Source organism: Luteimonas sp. J29 (assembly GCF_000472505.1).
Lineage (GTDB): Bacteria > Pseudomonadota > Gammaproteobacteria > Xanthomonadales > Xanthomonadaceae > Luteimonas.
In genome coordinates this window covers 84,586-103,027 of record NZ_AWZR01000002.1, presented here as the reverse complement: position 1 = coordinate 103,027, position 18,442 = coordinate 84,586, and the positions used below count along the sequence as shown (strand labels likewise).

Here is an 18,442-nt window from a genome sequence, read left to right as displayed (position 1 = left end):
GACGCAGCCGGCCCGTTCCAGCATGGCGTGCATATGCGCTTGCGTCCCTGGCCCACGCTGCTGCTGGTGACCGCCTGGTGGACGCTGTACGGCGTGGCCTCCACCAGCCAGGCACTGAGCATGGAAGGCGCCGACGGCCAGGTGATGCCGCTCGGGCGCGCGGCCACGATCGGCTTCGCCTCGGCCTGGCTGTGGATCCCGCTGACCCTGCTGCTGCTGTGGGGCGTGCAGCGTTTCCCGCTCGAGCGCGGCCGACTCGCCCGGCACCTGCCGGCGACCTTCGCCCTGGTGCTGGCGATCGTGGTGTTGCGCGCGTTGGCGGTGCTGGCGCTCAACCCGTGGGTCGGCTGGTACCACGGGCAGCCGGCGGTCGCCACGGTGCTCGCCGCGAGCCTGGCCAACAACCTGCTGCTGCTGTGGCTGATGGTCGGTGCGTGCCACGCCTGGCTGTACGCGGCGCGGGCGCGCGAGCGCGAGCGCCGGGCCGCGCGGCTGGAGGCCGACCTGGCCGGCGCGCGCCTGCAGCTGCTGGCCTCGCAGCTCAATCCGCACTTCATGTTCAACGCACTCAACTCCATCGCCGAGGTCGTGCACCTGGATCCGGATGCCGCCGACCGGATGCTGGTGGCGCTCGGCGCGCTGCTGCGCAGCAGCCTCGAGCGCCAGGCCACGCCGCAGGTGCCGCTGCGCGAGGAACTGGCGCTGCTGCGCCACTACCTCGACATCGAGTCGCTGCGCCTGGGCGACCGCCTGCGGGTGGAATGGCGGATCGGGGACGACGTGGGCGACGTGCGGGTACCGCCGCTGCTGCTGCAGCCGCTGGCCGAGAACGCGATCGTGCACGCGCTGGCGCGGCGCACGGGACCCGGGCGCCTGGTCGTCGAGGCGCGGCGCGAGGGCCCCGCCCTGCACCTGGCGGTGTGCGACGACGGCGGCGGGCCTGATCCGGAGGCGCGCCCCGGCCACGGCCTGGCCAACCTGCGCGCGAGGCTGCAGCAGCTGCACGGCACAGAAGCCTCCCTGCAGCTGCTGCCCAATGCGCTCGGCGGCACCACCGCACGGGTCGTGGTCCCGTGCGCGCCCGCGCGCGAGGTCGCGGCATGACCCCGTTGCGTGCGGCCATCGTCGACGACGAGCCGCTGGCCCGGCGGCGGCTCGAACGCATGCTCGGCGACCTGGGCGGCGTGGAGGTGGTGGGCAGTTATCGCGACGGCGCCGCGGCGCTGTCCGGGCTGGCGCAGGTGCGGCCGGACGTCGTGTTCCTGGATGTGCGCATGCCCGGGCTCGACGGATTCGAGCTGCTGGAGCGGATGCCGGCGCCGGCGCGGCCGCGGGTGGTGGTGGTGAGCGCATACGGCGAACGCGCGCTCGAGGCGTTCGCGGTGGATGCGGTCGATTACCTGGTCAAGCCGCTGTCGCCGGTGCGCCTGCGCGAGGCGGTCGAGCGGGTGCGTGCACGGATGGCGCCGGTGCCGCCACCCTCGGCGCCCCTGCGTGAACCAGCCCCGGCGGCCGGCGGATACCTCTCCCGCCTCGCGGTCCCGGACGGGCCGCGCCTGCGCGTGGTGGCGGTCGACGAGATCAGCATGCTGGTGGCACAGGGCAACTACGTCGAGCTTGTGCTCCCTGGTCGCAGCCTGCTGCTGCGCCAGCCGCTGGCCGCGCTGCTCGATCGCCTGGACCCGGCGCGCTTCGTGCGCGTGCACCGCTCGCGCGCGGTGCGCATCGACCTGGTCGAGCAGGTCGAGCCGCTCGGTGCCGGGCAGTACAGCCTGCGCCTGCGCGACGGCACCCGGCTCGCGTCCGGCCGTCGCTACCGCCAGGCGCTGCGCGCGGCGCTGGGGCTGGAGGGCTGAGTCCATCGGCCGCGGCGCGCAATGCGCGGCCGCACGCCCGCCGCGCCGTTCAGTCGAACAGCACCACCTGGCGGATCGCCTCGCCGCGGGCGAGCCGGTCGAAGCCGGCATTGATGTCGTCGAGCGCCAGCGTGTGGGTGAGAAGCCGCTCGACCGGCAGCCGGCCGGCGCGATGCAGGGCCACGTAGCGCGGGATGTCGCGGCGGGGCACCGCCGAGCCCATGTACGAGCCCTTGACCGTGCGTTCCTCCGCGACCAGGCCCACCGCCGGCACGCTGAACATGCGGTCGGGCGCGGGCAGGCCGACGGTGATCGTGCAGCCGCCGCGGCGGGTGGCGGCGTAGGCGGCGGCGAGCACGCGCTCGCTGCCCGCGGTCTCGAGCGCGTGGTCGACGCCGCCGCCGGTCGCCTCGCGCACCTGCGCGGCCACGTCGCCCTCGCGCGCGTCGATGCAGTGGCTTGCGCCGAGTTCGCGTGCCAGGGCCAGCTTTTCCGGCACCACGTCGACCGCGACCAGCGGCCAGGCCGAGCAGGCGGCGGCGCCCAGCACCGCCGAGAGGCCGACGCCGCCGAGCCCGAACACCGCCACCGATTCGCCCGGGCGCACCCCGGCGGTGTTCACCACCGCGCCGACGCCGGTCATCACAGCGCAGCCGAACAGGGCGGCGATGGAGGGCGGCAGGTCCGGATCGATGCGCACCGCGGAACGTTCGGACACCACGGCGTACTCGGCGAATCCGGACACGCCCAGGTGGTGGTGCAGCGGCGCGTCGTGCGCGTCGCGCAGCCGCACGTCGCCGTCGAGCAGGGTGCCGGCGGCGTTGGCGGCCGCGCCGGGTTCGCACAGCACCGGGCGGCCGCAGGCGCACGGACCGCAGTGCCCGCACATCGGCACGAACGAGAACACGACCTGGTCGCCCACCCGCAGGCCGGAGACGCCGTCGCCCAGTTCGACCACCTCGCCGGTGGCCTCGTGCCCGAGCAGCATCGGCATGGGGCGAGGGCGCGAGCCGTCGATCACCGACAGGTCGGAATGGCACAGGCCCGCGGCGCGCACGCGCACGCGTACCTCGCCCCGCCCCGGCGGCTGCAGCCGCACGGTTTCGATCGCGAGCGGGCGCGACCGTGCATACGGGGCCGGCGCGCCCATCGTGCGCAGCACCGCGGCGCGCATTGTGGTCATGGCGCCGCCTCCACCACCAGCGGCGCGAGGGCCGCGCGGATGCGGTCCGGGATCGGCGTGCTGCGCCGGCTCTCGCGGTCGACGAACACGTGCACGAACCAGCCTTCGGCGGCAGGCTCGTCCTCGCCGGCGCGAAACAGGCCGATGCCGTAGCGCACGCTGCTGTTGCCCAGCTTCTCCACGCGCATCCCGGCATCCACGCTGCCCGGGAAGGCGATCTCGCGCAGGAAGCGGCAATGCGATTCGGCGCACAGGCCGATCGCCGCGCCGCGGTGGATGTCGAGCCCGCCGGCGGTAATCAGATACGTGTTGATCACGGTGTCGAAGTAGCTGTAGTACTCGACATTGTTGACGTGGCCGTAGACGTCGTTGTCCTTCCAGCGGGTGGGGATGGACAGGAAGTGGCGATAGTCGGCGCGCGTGCTCATGCACGTTCCTCCGCGCTGGCGGTTGCCGTGGCCGGCTTCTGCTCGCGGCCCACCAGCAGCCACCAGCAGGCCAGTGCCGCGGCCAGCGCGATCCAGGGATCGAACAGCGACAGGGCCACGCCGCCCAGCACCGCGCTGCCGCGCTCGGCGTTGCTGCGCGGGATGCCCATGCCGATGTAGGCGCAGGCGAAGCCGGTGGTGACCAGGGTGATGGCCAGTGCGACCCCCAGCAGCGGCTGCAGCCCGGTCAGCAGAGGCAGCAGGAAGTAGATCACCGGCAGGCCCATCATGTAGTAGGAGATCAGCCCGCTGTGCAGGTCGCGCATGGCCTGCGGTCCCTGCCGCCAGCGCGACACCACCACCACGTGCACCCCTGCCCACAGCGCGCCCTGGGTGGTGAAGAACGGCGCGACCAGGCCCGCGGCGGCGTTGCGCACGGCCAGGGTCAGGTGCGAGCGGCGCGCGTCGATGCGGATCGGATCGTCCGGACGCGCGGGCTGCGCGTCTCGGATGACGGCTTCGGCGGTGACCCAGTCGCCGAACGTGATCACGTACGTCAGCAGGACCAGCGGCAGCACGTCCAGGTACATCGACAGGGGCGGCCAGCCGATGGCCAAGGGCGACATCTTCGCCAGCGCGTCGCCCACCGGCGGCAGCATCCAGCCCCACTGCACGTCGTAGCTCACTTCGCCCACCAGCGGCCCGACGACGGCGGCGGCCAGGAAGCCGGGCAGCAGGCCCAGCGCGACCAGGTGGCGCAGCCACGGCATGCGCCGCTGCAGCCGCTGCAGCGGCGCGGAGAACACGACGACCAGGCAGATCGCGCAGGCCAGCAGGATCGACACCGGCTGCTGGTGCAGGAAGCGCGGCGCGTCGGTCACGAACACCTGCCGGAACGCGGCCAGCGCCGAACCGATCAGGATGGTGGCGCGCAGCGTCGGCGGCAGCCAGGCGATCAGGCGCGGTCCGGCGCGGGTGATGCCGAGCACGAACACCAGCACGGCGAACGACAGCGACATGGCGGTCATCGCCTGGAAGCGCAGGTCCGGCGTGTCGTAGCGTGGCAGCACGAAGGCCAGCACCAGGGGCAGCGCCGGCGTGGTCCAGCCCGGCGCGTAGGGTTCGCCGAACACCCACAGCGCGATGACGATCAGGGTGCTGACCAGCAGCGAGGCGGCGATGGCCTCCTCGAACGACATGCCGAAATAGCCGACGAGGATCGGCACCAGGGCCAGGCCGGTCGCGGTGGCGACCAGCAGGCCCTGCGCGATCTCCGGCCAGTGCGGGCGCGTGTGCAGGAACGGCAGGCGGAAGGTGAACGGCCCCCAGCGCCAGCCGCTGTTCTCGACGACCGGCGGCCGCTGCGCGCCGCTCACCGCGCCCGCCCGTCTTCGGCTTCCTGCAGGGCCCGCCACTGCACCTTGCCGGTGGCGCTGCGCGGCAGCGAGGTGCGGAACTCGACCTCGTGCGGCACCTTGTAGGCCGCCATGCGGCCACGCGCCCATTCGATGATGTCCGCGGGCGTCACCTCATGGCCTTCGCGCGGCACGATCACCGCCTTGGCGCTTTCGCCGCGGTGCGGGTCGCGCACGGCGATCACGCAGGCCTCCTGGACCGCGGGATGGCCGTAGAGCATGGCCTCGACCTCGGCCGGCCAGATCTTGTAGCCGGACGCGTTGATCATGCGCTTGAGCCGGTCGACCATGAAGAAGTAGCCCTCGTCGTCGACGTAGGCCAGGTCGCCGGTGCGCAGGAAGCGCTTGCCGTCGATCTCGACGAAGGTCTCCGGATCGTCGGCGGGACGGCCGTGGTAGCCCAGCATCACCTGCGGGCCGTGGGAGACGATCTCGCCGACCTCGCCCGGCGGGAGTTCCTCGAAGGTCTGCGGATCGACCACGCGCGAATCGACGTCGAAGATCGGCAGGCCCAGGCATTGCGGCTTGGGCCGGTGCACGGGGTTGAGGTGGGTCGGGGCCATCGTTTCCGACAGGCCGTAGCCTTCCACGTAGTCGATGCCCCACAGCTGCCGGATGCGCTCGGCGACCGCCTTGGGCATCGCCGCGCCGCCGCCGGTGAGGATGTGCATCGAGGACAGGTCGAAGGCCGACAGGTCCTGGTGCAGGAAATCCATCAGCATGGTCGGGATCGCGGTCCAGGAGCCGCAGCGGTGGCGCTCGATCAGCCTGGCCGCGCAGGCCTTGTCCCAGCGCGTCATCACCACGATCGTGTTGCCGCGCCAGACCGGCGTGGTCACGCCGTTCTGCATGCCGGTGACGTGGAACATCGGCAGGTTCGCCAGCACCACGGTGTCCTTGGGGGCGAAGCACCACTCCGGCCCGGCCACGGTGGTGTGCATCACCGTGCGGTGCGTGTGCAGGCAGCCCTTCGGATGGCCGGTGGTGCCGGAGGTGTAGGGCATCACCGCGAGGTCGTCCGGTCCGGCCAGGTGCGGCGAGGGCGCCAGGCGTTCGCCCAGGGCGTCCGCCCAGGCGACGGTGCCGTCGAGGCGCTCGCGCGGCTGCGCGACCACGTCGGGCACGGGCAGGTCGGTGTCCGGATCGGCATAGTCGCAGTAGCTGGCGACGACGGCGTGGTCGAGGTGCTCGCCGCGCAGCGGCAGCATCTCGGCCGCGAGTTCCTGCGCCAGCACGGCCACGCGCGCGCCGCTGTCGCGGACGATGTGCCGCACTTCCTCGAGCCGGTTCATGCAGTTGACCGGCACCACCACCGCGTCGGCGCGCAGGATGGCATGGAAGGCGATGATGAACTGCGGGCAGTTCTGCATGAACAGCGCGACGCGGTCGCCCCGCGCCACGCCGCAGCGCTGCTGCAGGTAGCCGGCGAGCGCGTTCGCCTGGGCGTCGAGCTCGGCGTATTCGAGCGCGCGGCCGTAGTAGATCGTCGCCGGCTTGCGCGGGTAGCGGCGCGCGCTGACCGCGAGGTTGTCGTACAGCGAGGTCTGCGGCAGTTCGAGGTGGTGGGGCAGGCCGGGCGGCCAGTGCGGGGAACGTTGCATGGTCGGCTCCTGGATGGGTCGCTGGCCGGAGGCTCAGTCGGCCAGCTGCGGCAGGACCAGCAGCTTGCCCACCGCCTCGCGGGAGAGCAGGGCGGAGAGCGCGGCCGGCGCCTGCGAGAGGGGATAGCGCCGCGACACCAGCGGCCGCAGCGCGCCTTCGCGCAGCCACTGCAGCAGCTGGCGGGTGTTGGCGGCGCTGGCCGCGGGTTCGCGCCGCACGAAGTCGCCCCAGAACACGCCCAGCAGCGCGGTGCCCTTGAGCAGCAGCAGGTTGGCCGGGACTTTCGGGATCTCGCCCGCGGCGAAGCCGACCACGAGGTGGCGGCCGCCCCAGGCCAGGGTGCGCAGCGCGGTCTCGGTGAGTGCGCCGCCCACCGGGTCGTAGACGATGTCCACGCCGGCCTTGCCGGCGTGTGCGCGCACCTGGTCGCGGAAGTCCCCGGCGCCCGGGTCGACGGTCGCGTCGGCGCCGCGCGAGCGCGCCGCCTCGCGCTTGGCCTGGGTGGAGGCCGCGGCGATCACGCGCAGGCCCATGCGCTTGCCCAGCTCCACCGCGGCCAGGCCGACGCCGCCGCCGGCGCCGAGCACCAGCAGGGTCTCGCCGGCCTTCGCCTGCGCACGGTCCTTGAGCGCATGCCAGGAGGTGCCGTAGGTGAGCAGGAAGCTGGCGGCCACGGCCAGCGCTTCGTCGCCGGTGTCGGCGGGCAGCGCCACGAGGTGGCCGGCCTCGGCCACCACTTCCTCGGCGAAGGCCCCGTGGGTCGCGGTGCCGACGACCTTGTCGCCGGGGTGCAGCGTGTCCACGCCGTCGCCGACCGCGCTCACCACGCCGGAGAACTCCAGGCCCGGGGCGAAGGGCAGCTCGGGCCGGAACTGGTACTTGCCGGCCACCATCAGCGCATCCGGGTAGTTCGCCGCGGCCGCGTGCACGCGCACCCGCACCTGGCCGGGCCCCGGTTCGGGCAGGGGCAGTTCGCCGATGCGCAGTGATTCGGGTGGCCCCCATGCGTCGCAGACGACGGCTCTCATGTCCCGCTTCCTCCCCGTTGCTAGAAACGTCCCTCGGTGGCCTCGTACACGCGGTTGCGCAGCGCGACCAGCCGGGGCCCGAAGTCCTGCACCAGCTTCTCGCGCGTCATCACCGACACCCGGCCGCTGATATTGAAGGCGAAATGGCGGGTGCCGTCGGCCGAGACCATCGGCACGCCCACCGCGAACACGTCCGGGTTCCAGTCGCCCAGCGAGAACACGAAGCCGTAGGTCTCGTAGTCCTTGCGCGCGCGCTCGATGCCGGCGCGGATCTTCGGCCAGGCCTCGGGCGGCACGGTGCGCTCGAGTTCGGCCAGGCGCTGCTCGAACACCTCGCGCGGACGCGCGGCGAGGTCGGCGCGGCCCAGCGCGGTGGTGCCGTGGGGCACGCGCGCGCCCTTCTCCAGCCGCAGGTTGAACATCGCGTCGCCCTGGCAGACTTCGAGCAGCAGCATGCGCAGGCCCTCGGGCACGGCGAGCATCACCGCCGCCTGGGTGTAGTCGGCCAGCTCCTGCATCAGCGGCTGGGCGATGTCGATCACGTCGTGGCCGGCCATGTAGGCGTGGCCGAGGCCCAGCACCGCGGGCCCGAGCGCGTACTTCTCGCGCGACGGCGCGTACTCCAGGTAGCCCAGCGCGGCCAGGGTCTGGGTGAGCCGCGAGACGGTGGCCTTGGGCAGCTTGGTGCGCCGGGCGATGTCCTGGTTGCCCAGGTAGCGGCCGTCGGGGTTCCCCCGGCCGTGTTCGAAGCAGCGCAGGATCGAGAACGCGCGCACCACCGAATTGACCAGCGGCGGGCCGCCCTCGGCCGGCGCCAGCGACTTCGGATCGCGCTTTGGGTTGCCCATGTCAGGCCGCCTCCCCGCGGTACTTGCCCAGCTCGAGGCGGGCGATGGTCTCGTGGTGCACCTCGTCCGGGCCGTCGGCCAGGCGCAGGGTGCGGGTATGCGCCCAGGCCTTGGCGAGGAAGCTGTCCTGGCTGACGCCCGCGGCGCCGTGCGCCTGCACCGCCCAGTCGATCACCTGTTCGACCGCCTGCGGCGCGATCACCTTGATCATCGCGATCTCGGTGCGCGCGGCCTTGTTGCCCACGGTGTCCATCATGCGCGCGGCGCGCATCACCATCAGCCGCGCCTGATCGAGCAGGCAGCGCGAGCGCGCGATGCGTTCGCGCCAGACCGAGTGTTCGGCCAGCGCCCGCCCGAACGCGCGCCGCGACGCGAGCCGGCGGCACATCGCCTCGAGCGCGCGCTCGCCCACGCCGATCGCGCGCATGCAGTGGTGGATCCGGCCCGGGCCGAGGCGGCCCTGCGCGATCTCGAAGCCGCGGCCCTCGCCGAGCAGCAGGTTCGAGGCCGGCACGCGCACGTCCCGCAGGGCGACCTGCATGTGCCCGTGCGGCGCGTCGTCGTAGCCGTACACGTCCATCGCGCGCTCGACGGTGATCCCGGGCGCATCGGCCGGGACGAGGATCATCGAGTGGCGGTGGTGGCGGTCCGCGTCCGGGTTGGAGACGCCCATGACGATGTAGACCGCGCAGCGCGGATCGCCCGCGCCCGAGGCGTACCACTTGCGCCCGTTGATGACGTAGTCGTCGCCGTCGCGCCGGATCGCGCACTCGAGGTTGGTGGCGTCGGACGAGGCCACGTCCGGCTCGGTCATCAGGAAGGCGGAGCGGATGCGGCCGTCGAGGAGGGGGTCGAGCCAGCGCGCCTGCTGCTCCCCGGTGCCGTAGCGGGCCAGCACCTCCATGTTGCCGGTGTCGGGCGCGCTGCAGTTGAACACCTCGGGCGTCCAGTGCACCCGTCCCATCAGTTCGCACAGCGGCGCGTAGTCGAGGTTGGACAGGCCCTCGGGGGCGCGCGGCGAGTCGGGCAGGAACAGGTTCCACAGGCCTTCGGCGCGGGCCTCGGCCTGGAGCCGGGCCACGAGGGCGCTCGGCTGCCATGGATTGCCGGCGGCGCGGGCGCGGGCCGCCTCCTCCTCGTAGGCCGCCTCGTTCGGCCACACCCGGCGCTGCAGGAAGTCGCGCAGCCGGCGCTCGAGTTCGCGGCTTCGGGGGGAGGGCGTCAGGTCCATAAGTTTCGCCTGATGGAACGAGATTCCATAAAGTGCATCGATCCTATGCGGGCTTTCCGCAAGACGCAACCCGCCTGTCCATACGCGAATTCATGCTGCAATGCGGCACGCCCGGGTGTTGCATGGCCGTACGCGCCCGTCTAGAGTGGTTCCGAACTACAGAATTCAGTTCCACGATACGGAATTATACTGGATGCAGTCCGCCAGCTCCGCGCCGTCGCTTCATGTGCTCGTCCGCCGGGAGGATGTCGACCCGGCGCGGCTGGCGGGGCGGGTCGTGGTCGTGATCGACGTGCTGTTCGCCACCTCGACCATCGTGCACGCGCTGGGCGCGGGCGCCGCCGCGGTCTACCCGGCGCGCGACGACGGCGACGCGAGAGCCGCGGCCGCGTGCCGCCCTGGCGTCGTCATCGCCGGCGAGTACATGGCGCGTACCCTGCCCGGGCACGCGCCGGCCACCCCGCTGGCGCTGGCCCTGCACCTGGTCCGCGGCGGGGACCTGGTCTACCTCACCACCAATGGCACCCGCGCCATCGCGGCGTGTGCCGGCGCCGCGGCCGTTTACGCAGGCGCGCTGGGCAATGCCACCGCGCTGGCGCGGCACGTCGTCGCGCACCATCCGGGGCAGCCGGTGCTGCTGCTGTGCGCGGGGTCGCTGGGGCGGTTCAGCCTCGAGGACTTCATCGGTGCCGGCCACCTGGCGCGTGCGCTGCGTGCCGCCGGCGACTACGCGCCCACCGACGCGGCGCTGGCGGCGGAGTTCGCCAGCATGGGCATCGACCCGGGCCGGGCGCTGTCGACGTCGCGGGTCGGGCGCATCCTGGCCGGCGCGGGGCTGGAGGCGGAAATCGCGCATGCCGCCGCCTGCGACACCTGCGACGTGGTGCCGGTGCTGCGCGACGGCGTGCTGGTGAGGGTGCAGGCATGAGCGGCGCCTTTCCCGCGGTGGAGGCCAATGTCGCGCGGCTGCAGGCCTGGCTGCGCGGCCATCTCGACGGTTTCGACGGCGAGCTGCACGTCGAGCGCCTTGCCGGCGGCCGCTCCAACCCGGGCTGGCGCCTGCGCACGGCCGCGCGCGACTGCGTGCTGCGCGCGCGGCCCGGCCCGCGCGAACTGCTGCTGCCGTCGGCGCATGCGATCGAGCGGGAATTCCGCGTACAGCGGGCGCTGGCCGGCAGTGCCGTCCCGGTGCCGGCGGTACACGTGCTGTGCGAGGACGAGTCGATCGTCGGCGCCGGCTTCTACGTCATGGACTTCGTCGACGGCGAGATCTTCCGCGACCCGGCGTTGCCGGAGCTGTCCGCGGAAGGGCGCGCAGCCCGCTACGACGCGATGCTCGCTGCGATCGCGGCGCTGCACCAGCTCGACGTCGACGCGCTCGGGCTGCGCGACTTCGGGCGTCCCGGCCGGTACTTCGCGCGCCAGATCGACCGCTGGACGCGCCAGTACCTCGCCAGCCGCGACGGCGACGTCCCGGCGATGGAGAAGCTGATCGCGTGGCTGCCCGGCGCGGCGCCGCGCGAGGACGACGAGCCGGTCGCGCTGGTGCACGGCGACTTCCGCATCGACAACCTGGTCTTCGCCCGCGGCGAGCCGCGGCTGCGGGCGGTGCTGGACTGGGAGCTGTCCACCCTCGGGCACCCGCTGGCCGACTTCGGCTACCACGTGATGACCTGGCACATCGTGCCCGGGTTCCTCGCCGGGCTCGGCGGGCTCGACCTCGACGCGCTCGGGATCCCCGGCGAGCAGTCCTACGTGCGCGAGTACGAGCGCCGCACGGGCCTGCGCGCCGGCGAGCACTGGGACTTCTGCCTGGCCTACAACCTGTTCCGCCTGGCCGCGATCCTGCAGGGCGTCGGCGCGCGCGCGCGCGCCGGCATGGCGACCGATCCGCAGGCGGCGCGCTTCGCCGCGCAGGTGCCGATGCTCGCCGAACTCGGCTGGGGCTTCGCCCTGCGCGCGGGAGCCACGCCATGAACCCTTCCCCTTTCCACATGCCACGGTGCTGACAACGACATGGCCGTAACCACGACACTGCGCGACGGCATCGCCGTCGTCACCTTCGACAACCCGCCCGTCAACGGCCTCGGCCTGGAGGTGCGCCGCGGCCTGGCCGAGGCGCTGGACGCCGCCAACGCCGACGACGCGATCCACGGCATCGTGGTCACCGGCGGCGGGCGCTTCTTCTCCGGCGGGGCCGACATCAAGGAGTTCAACACCCCGCGCGCCGAACAGGCGCCCAACCTGCACGACGTGATCGCCGCGGTGGAGTCGAGCGCCAAGCCGGTCTGCGCGGCCATCAACGGCACCGCGCTCGGCGGCGGGCTCGAGCTGGCGCTGGCCGCGCACTACCGCGTGGCCCGCCGCGGCATCGAGGTCGGCCTGCCCGAGGTCAAGATCGGCATCCTGCCCGGCGCCGGCGGCACCCAGCGGCTGCCGCGCGCGGTGGGGCTGGAAACCGCGCTGAACATGATCGTGTCCGGCGCCCCGGTGGCCGCCGAGCGGCTCGACGGGAGCGGGCTGTTCGACGCGCTGGTCGAGGACGACGCGGTCGAGGCCGCAGTCGTCCTGCTGCGCGAGCGGATCGCGGCCGGCGCCGCGCATCCGCGCTTGCGCGACCGCCAGGTCGAGCACGACGACGCGCAGGCCTTCCTCGCCTGGGCGCGCATGGGCGTGGCCGCGGCGTCCAGGCACTACCCGGCGCCGCTGCGCTGCGTGGACGCGGTCGCCGCTTCGCTGCGCCCGTTCGAGGAAGGCATCGCGGTCGAGCGCGAGGGCTTCACCGTGCTGGTCAACTCGCCCGAGTCGCGCGCGCTGCGGCACGCCTTCTTCGGCGAACGCGCCGCCAGCCGGATCGACGACGTCGGCCCGGACGTGAAGCCGCGCCCGGTGGCGCGTGTGGGCATCGTCGGCGCCGGCACCATGGGCGGCGGCATCGCCATGAACTTCCTCAACGCCGGCATCCCGGTGGCGATCCTGGAGACCTCGCAGGAGGCGCTCGACCGCGGCATCGCCGCCATCCGCCGCAACTACGAGGGCAGCGCGAAGAAGGGCCGGATCACGGCCGCGCAGGTCGAGCAGCGCATGGGCCTGCTCACGCCCACGCTCGACTATGCCGCGCTGGCCGACGCCGACCTGCTGATCGAAGCCGTCTACGAGGAGTACGCGGTCAAGCAGGCCGTGTTCGAGCAGCTCGACGCGGTCGCGAAGGACGGCGCCATCCTCGCCACCAACACCTCGACGCTCGATGTCGACCGCATCGCCGCCTTCACCCGCCGCCCGCAGGACGTGCTGGGGCTGCACTTCTTCAGTCCGGCCAACGTCATGCGCCTGCTCGAGGTGGTGCGCGGCGCGAAGACGGCCAGGGACGTGCTGGCGACGGCCATGGCGGTGGCCAAGGCGATCCGCAAGACCGCCGTGGTCTCGGGCGTGTGCGACGGCTTCATCGGCAACCGCATGATCGAGCAGTACTCGCGCCAGGCGACCTTCCTGCTCGAGGAAGGCGCGCTGCCGCAGCAGGTCGACCGCGCGATGGAGGCCTTCGGTTTCGCCATGGGGCCGTTCCGCATGGGAGACCTGGCCGGCAACGACATCGCCTGGGCGATCCGCAAGCGCCGCTACGTCGAGCGGCCGGACATGGTCTACGCGAAGAACGCGGACCTGCTGTGCGAGATGGGCCGCTTCGGCCAGAAGACCGGCAAGGGCTGGTACGACTACCAGCCCGGCGATCGCACCCCGCATCCGTCCGCCGAAGTCGAGGCGATGATCCTCGAACAGTCGAAGGCGCTGGGGATCACCCGCCGCGAGATCTCCGATCGTGAGATCGTCGAGCGCCTGGTCTACGCCCTGGTCAACGAAGGTGCGCGCATCCTCGAGGAGGGCATCGCCGCGCGCGCCTCGGACATCGACATCGTCTACCTCGCCGGCTACGGCTTCCCCGCCTGGCGGGGCGGGCCGATGTTCCACGCCGACCAGGTGGGCCTCTACAACGTGCTGGCGGCGATGCGCCGCTACGCCCGCGGCCACCGCGGCGAGGCCTGGGAGCCGGCGCCGCTGCTGGTCGAACTGGCCGGCTCCGGCCGCAACTTCAACGATCCGGTCGCGCGCCCGCGCGCTGCCGCCGCATGAGTCACGCCATGAACGAAGCCGTCATCGTTTCCACCGCGCGCACCGGCCTGGCCAAGAGCTGGAAGGGCGCGCTCAACCTCAGCCACGGCGCCACGGTGGGCGGACACGTGGTGCGTCACGCGGTCGAGCGCGCCGGGGTGGACCCGGCCGAGGTCGAGGACGTGGTCATGGGCTGCGCCTGGCCCGAGGGCGCCACCGGCAGCAACATCGCGCGCCAGATCGCGCTGCGCGCCGGCCTGCCGTCCAGCGTGCCCGGCGCGACCGTCAACCGCTTCTGCGCCTCGGGCCTGCAGGCGATCGCGCAGGCCGCGCAGCGGATCGTCGCCGGCGAGCCGGGCGTGTTCGTGGCCGGCGGCGTGGAGTGCATTTCCACGGTGCAGAACACGATCAACCAGCACATGCTGGAAGACACCTGGATGCGCCGCCACCACCCGGCGATCTACATGCCGATGCTGCAGACCGCGGAGAACGTGGCCAGGCGCTACGGCATCGACCGCGAGCGCCAGGACCGCTACGGGGTGGAAAGCCAGCGGCGTGCCGCCGCCGCGCAGGCCGCCGGGCTGTTCGACGACGAGATCGTGCCGATCACCGTGCGCCAGGCGGTGGCGGACCCGGCGACCAGGGCGATGGTCACGCGCGAGGTCACGCTCTCGGCCGACGAGGGCGTGCGCGCCGACACCACATATGAAGGCGTGTCGAAGATCCGCACGGCGCTACCCGGCGGCGTGATCTCGGCCGGCAACGCCAGCCAGTTTTCCGATGGCGCCTCGGCCAGCGTGCTGATGTCGGCGGCGGAGGCCGCGCGACGCGGGATCCGGCCGCTCGGCATCTTCCGCGGCTTCGCGGTCGCCGGCTGCGAGGCCGACGAGATGGGCATCGGCCCGGTGTTCGCGGTGCCCAAGCTGCTGCAGCGCGCCGGGCTCACGGTCGACGACATCGGCCTGTGGGAACTCAACGAGGCCTTCGCCGTGCAGGTGCTGTACTGCATGGACCGGCTCGGCATCCCGCACGAGCGGCTCAACGTCAACGGCGGCGCAATCGCGGTCGGCCACCCCTACGGGGTCAGCGGCGCGCGCCTGGTCGGCCATGCGCTGATCGAAGGCCGGCGGCGCGGCGTGAAGTACGTAGTGGTCACCATGTGCGTCGGCGGCGGCCAGGGCGCGGCCGGCCTGTTCGAGGTGGCCTGAGCCGATGACGGCCCTGCTGCTCTCGCGCGAGGACCTGCGCTTCCAGCTCTACGACTGGCTGCACGCCGAGTCGCTGCTGTCGGCGCCGCGCTTCGCCGCGCACTCGCGCGAGACCTTCGACGCGGTGATCGACAGCTGCGAGCGGCTGGGCGGGGACGTGCTCCTGCCGTGCCACGCGCTCTCCGACCGCGAGGAGCCCGGGTTCGACGGCGAGGCGGTGCGCCTGCCCGACGCGGTGGTCGAAGCCGTGCGTGCGCTGGCGGCCAGCGGCCTGGTCGCCGCCACCCAGGACGACGCGGTCGGCGGCCTCCAGCTGCCGGTGCTGGTGGAGAAGGCGGCGCAGGCCTGGCTGTCGGCCGCGAACATCGGCGCCTGCGCCTATCCGATGCTCACAGCCGGCAATGCCTCGCTGCTGCTGGCCCACGGAAGCCCGGCGCAGGTGGAGGCGTTCGCGCTGCCGCAGCTGCGCGGGGAATGGACCGGCACCATGTGCCTGTCCGAGCCGCAGGCCGGTTCGTCGCTCTCGGACATCACCACCCGCGCCGAGTACGAGCGCGACACGCCGCTCGGGCCCCGGTACCGGCTGTCCGGCCGCAAGATGTGGATCTCCGGGGGCGAGCACACGATCCTCGGCAACATCGTCCACCTGGTGCTGGCCAAGGTGCCGGACGCGGACGGGCGCCTGCCGCAGGGCACCCGCGGCATCTCGCTGTTCATCGTGCCGCGCACGCTGACCGCGGACGAGGGCGGAGAGCGCAACGACGTCAGCCTCGCCGGGATCAACCACAAGCTCGGCTACCGGGCCACGGTCAACTGCGCGCTCAACTTCGGCGAGGGCAGGTTCCGGCCGCAGGGCCGCGCCGGCGCGGTGGGCTACCTCGTCGGCAAGCCGGGCGACGGCCTGGCCTGCATGTTCCACCTGATGAACGAGGCGCGCATCGGCGTGGGGCTCGGCGCGGCTGCGTTGGGCTACACGGCCTACCTGCACGCGCTCGACTACGCGCGCAACCGGCCGCAGGGGCGGCTGCCGGGCCCGGCGGGCAAGGATGCGTCGCAGCCGCAGGTGCCGCTGGTCGCGCACGCCGACGTGCGGCGCATGCTGCTGGCGCAGAAGTGCTACGCCGAGGGCGGGCTGGGCCTCGTGCTCGCCTGCGCGCGCCTGGTCGACGAGCAGCGCATCGCGCGCGAGGCGGGCGACGGCGAAGCGGCCGCATCGAAGCAGCGCCTGCTCGACCTCCTGACCCCGGTGGTGAAGAGCTGGCCCTCGCAGTGGTGCCTGGCCGGCAACGACCTCGCCATCCAGGTGCATGGGGGCTACGGCTACACCCGCGACTACCGCGTCGAGCAGTTGTGGCGCGACAACCGGCTCAATGCCATCCACGAAGGCACCCACGGCATCCAGGGCATCGACCTGCTGGGGCGCAAGGTCGCGATGCACGACGGCGCTGCGTTCGAGGCCTACGTGCGGATGGTCGAGGCCACGCTGTCGCGCGCCGCCGGCGGTGGCTGCGCGGAGCTGGCGGACGCGCTGGCAGCGCGCCTGGCGCGGCTGCGCGAGGTGACCGCCGCGCTGCTGCGGGTCGATGACCCGGTCGCGCGCCTGGCCAATGCCAGTGCCTACCTCGAGGCCTTCGGCCACGTCACCGTGGCCTGGGTGTGGCTGGACCAGGTGCTGGCGCTGGGCGGCCGCGACGACGGCTTCGCCCGCGGCAAGCGCCAGGCGGCGCGCTGGTTCATGCGCTGGGAGCTGCCGCGCGTGGATGCGTGGCTCGACCGCCTGGCCGACAACGACGACACCGCGCTGGCCATGCGCGACGAATGGTTCTGAGGGAGCGCAGCATGACCGGCCACCGCCACCTGTTCGATCTCGACGGACGCACCGCACTCGTCACCGGCGGCTCGCGCGGCCTCGGACTGCAGATCGCCGAGGCGCTGGGCGACTTCGGCGCCGCGGTGATGATCGCCGCGCGCAAGCGGCACGAGCTCGACGAGGCGCTGGCGCACCTGCGCGGCCGCGGCATCCGGGCCGAGGCCAGCGCTGTGGACCTGGCCGGGGACGGCGCGGCGGAGGCTCTGGTCGAGGCGACGCTGGCCGCGTTCGGTGGCATCGACGTGCTGGTCAACAACGCCGGGGCGACCTGGGGCGCGCCGGCCGAGGACTACCCGCTCGAGGCCTGGGACAAGGTGTTCAACCTCAACGTGCGCGCCCTGTTCGCGCTGTCGCAGCAGGTGGCGCGGCGGGCCATGCTGCCGCGCGGCAGCGGGCGCATCGTCAACATCGCCTCGGTCGCGGGCCTGCGCGGCAACGCCGGCGCCCTGCTCAAGACCGCCGCCTACAACGCGTCCAAGGGCGCGGTGGTCAACCTGACCCGCGCGCTGGCGGCGGAGTGGGGCGGCCGCGGCATCACCGTCAATGCCATCGCGCCCGGATTCTTCCCCTCGAAGATGAGCCAGGGGGTGATCGGCGCTCTGGGCGAGGACGCGCTGATGGGCCACGCGCCGCTGCGCCGGCTCGGCGGCGATGAGGACCTCAAGGGCGCCGCGCTGCTGTTCGCCTCCGACGCCGGCGCGCACATCACCGGCCAGGTGCTGGCCGTCGACGGCGGGTACACGGCGGTATGAGCGCGACCATGGCCATGGGCGACCTGCGCGGCAAGGTGGCGGTGATCACCGGCGCCGGGTCGGGCTTCGGCCGCGAGTTCGCGCGGGTGGCGGCCGGGGCCGGCATGGCGGTGGTGCTGGTGGACGTGCAGGCAGACGCGCTCGCCGAGACCGCGGCCGCGCTCGAGGCGGGGGGCACCACGGTGATGCAGCGACGCCTGGACGTCGCCGATGGCCACGCCCTGCAGACCCTGGCGCACGACGCCTGGGCGCGCTTCGGCGCGGTCCACCTGCTGTTCAACAATGCCGGGGTCGGCACCACCGGGATGGTCTGGGAAGCCAGCGTCCAGGACTGGGAGTGGGTGCTCGGCGTGAACCTGTGGGGCGCGATCCACGGCGTGCGCGCCTTCGTTCCGCGCATGCTGGAGGCGGCGGCGGGCGATCCCGGCTACCGCGGCCACGTGGTCAACACCGCCTCGGTCGCGGGGCTGGTGGATCCGCCGTTGACCGGGCCGTACAACGTCGCCAAGCACGCCGTGGTGTCGCTGTCGGAAACGTTGTACCAGGACCTGTCCCTGGTCGGCGACCGCGTGGGTTGCTCGGTGCTGTGCCCGTCGTGGGTCGGCACCGGGATCGCCCGGGCCGACCGCAACCGCGATCCGCGTGCCGTGCGCACCCGCACCCGCGCCGCCGCCGTGGGCCAGGCGCTGGTCGACAAGGTGGTGTCGTCGGCGAAGACCACCGCCGCGGACGTCGCACGGCTGACCTTCGAGGCCATCGCCGAGCGCCGCTTCTGGATCCTGCCGCACCCGCAGGCGCTCGACGCCGTGCGCGCGCGCCACGAGGCCCTGCTCGCGCACGCGCCGCCGCCCGATCCCTATGCCGCGCTGCCGCAGCTGCGGCGCCAGATCCTCGACGCGCTGCACGCGCCCTGA

16 protein-coding genes are annotated in these 18,442 nt (G+C 73.1%); 9 read left to right on the top strand and 7 right to left on the bottom strand.

The genetic code is table 11. The features are described 5' to 3' along the window. Positions 1-33: 33 nt before the first annotated feature. Entirely contained in the window at positions 34-1,104 is a 1,071-nt protein-coding gene (locus LUTJ29_RS0103350; protein ID WP_027071309.1) for a histidine kinase, read from the top strand. After that, positions 1,101-1,856 carry a LytTR family DNA-binding domain-containing protein gene (locus LUTJ29_RS0103345; RefSeq protein WP_027071308.1) on the top strand — a complete coding sequence of 252 codons (756 nt, stop codon included), beginning with the start codon at positions 1,101-1,103 and terminating at the stop codon, positions 1,854-1,856. Before LUTJ29_RS0103350 ends, LUTJ29_RS0103345 begins: the two co-directional genes overlap by 4 nt. 49 nt (positions 1,857-1,905) lie before the next feature. Here the strand turns inward: LUTJ29_RS0103345 and LUTJ29_RS0103340 are convergent, their stop codons facing one another. From LUTJ29_RS0103340 to LUTJ29_RS0103310, 7 genes are read right to left on the bottom strand one after another with little or no spacing between them, the layout of a single operon-like run. Continuing rightward, complete coding sequence (locus tag LUTJ29_RS0103340) at positions 1,906-3,039, bottom strand: zinc-dependent alcohol dehydrogenase family protein (protein ID WP_027071307.1); 1,134 nt, start codon at positions 3,037-3,039, stop codon at positions 1,906-1,908. Then, complete coding sequence (locus LUTJ29_RS0103335) at positions 3,036-3,467, bottom strand: thioesterase family protein (protein WP_027071306.1); 432 nt, start codon at positions 3,465-3,467, stop codon at positions 3,036-3,038. Before LUTJ29_RS0103335 ends, LUTJ29_RS0103340 begins: the two co-directional genes overlap by 4 nt. Then, positions 3,464-4,843 (bottom strand): hypothetical protein, encoded by a 1,380-nt coding sequence (locus LUTJ29_RS0103330; protein WP_027071305.1) that lies wholly within the window; start codon positions 4,841-4,843, stop codon positions 3,464-3,466. Before LUTJ29_RS0103330 ends, LUTJ29_RS0103335 begins: the two co-directional genes overlap by 4 nt. Beyond that, a complete protein-coding gene (locus LUTJ29_RS0103325) occupies positions 4,840-6,483 on the bottom strand; it encodes a long-chain fatty acid--CoA ligase (protein ID WP_043740312.1) in 1,644 nt (547 codons plus the stop codon). The genes LUTJ29_RS0103330 and LUTJ29_RS0103325 overlap by 4 nt, the downstream gene beginning before the upstream one ends. A 33-nt stretch (positions 6,484-6,516) precedes the next feature. Further along, entirely contained in the window at positions 6,517-7,512 is a 996-nt protein-coding gene (locus LUTJ29_RS0103320; protein ID WP_027071303.1) for an NADPH:quinone oxidoreductase family protein, read from the bottom strand. A gap of 20 nt (positions 7,513-7,532) precedes the next feature. Next, positions 7,533-8,360: an IclR family transcriptional regulator gene (locus LUTJ29_RS0103315; RefSeq protein WP_051322659.1), complete on the bottom strand. Its 828-nt coding sequence runs from the start codon at positions 8,358-8,360 to the stop codon at positions 7,533-7,535. Between the two features lies 1 nt (position 8,361). Then, on the bottom strand, positions 8,362-9,591 hold the full coding sequence (locus tag LUTJ29_RS0103310; protein ID WP_027071301.1) for an acyl-CoA dehydrogenase family protein: 1,230 nt from the start codon (positions 9,589-9,591) through the stop codon (positions 8,362-8,364). A gap of 193 nt (positions 9,592-9,784) precedes the next feature. Here LUTJ29_RS0103310 and LUTJ29_RS15965 point away from each other — a divergent pair, with 193 nt between their 5' ends. The 7 genes from LUTJ29_RS15965 to LUTJ29_RS0103275 are packed head-to-tail and all read left to right on the top strand — an operon-like array spanning position 9,785 to position 18,442. Then, positions 9,785-10,519 carry a 2-phosphosulfolactate phosphatase gene (locus LUTJ29_RS15965; protein ID WP_051322658.1) on the top strand — a complete coding sequence of 245 codons (735 nt, stop codon included), beginning with the start codon at positions 9,785-9,787 and terminating at the stop codon, positions 10,517-10,519. Then, complete coding sequence (locus LUTJ29_RS0103300; protein ID WP_027071300.1) at positions 10,516-11,568, top strand: phosphotransferase family protein; 1,053 nt, start codon at positions 10,516-10,518, stop codon at positions 11,566-11,568. Before LUTJ29_RS15965 ends, LUTJ29_RS0103300 begins: the two co-directional genes overlap by 4 nt. 39 nt (positions 11,569-11,607) lie before the next feature. Continuing rightward, positions 11,608-13,719 (top strand): 3-hydroxyacyl-CoA dehydrogenase NAD-binding domain-containing protein, encoded by a 2,112-nt coding sequence (locus tag LUTJ29_RS0103295; protein ID WP_027071299.1) that lies wholly within the window; start codon positions 11,608-11,610, stop codon positions 13,717-13,719. Positions 13,720-13,727: 8 nt separating this feature from the next. Next, positions 13,728-14,906: an acetyl-CoA C-acyltransferase gene (locus LUTJ29_RS0103290; RefSeq protein ID WP_027071298.1), complete on the top strand. Its 1,179-nt coding sequence runs from the start codon at positions 13,728-13,730 to the stop codon at positions 14,904-14,906. A 4-nt stretch (positions 14,907-14,910) separates the two neighbouring features. Then, positions 14,911-16,734, top strand: a complete 1,824-nt coding sequence (locus LUTJ29_RS0103285; protein ID WP_027071297.1) for an acyl-CoA dehydrogenase — start codon at positions 14,911-14,913, stop codon at positions 16,732-16,734. Between the two features lie 11 nt (positions 16,735-16,745). Then, positions 16,746-17,528, top strand: coding sequence for an SDR family oxidoreductase (locus LUTJ29_RS0103280; RefSeq protein ID WP_027071296.1), 783 nt, complete (start codon positions 16,746-16,748; stop codon positions 17,526-17,528). Beyond that, complete coding sequence (locus tag LUTJ29_RS0103275; RefSeq protein ID WP_198012650.1) at positions 17,525-18,442, top strand: SDR family NAD(P)-dependent oxidoreductase; 918 nt, start codon at positions 17,525-17,527, stop codon at positions 18,440-18,442. Before LUTJ29_RS0103280 ends, LUTJ29_RS0103275 begins: the two co-directional genes overlap by 4 nt.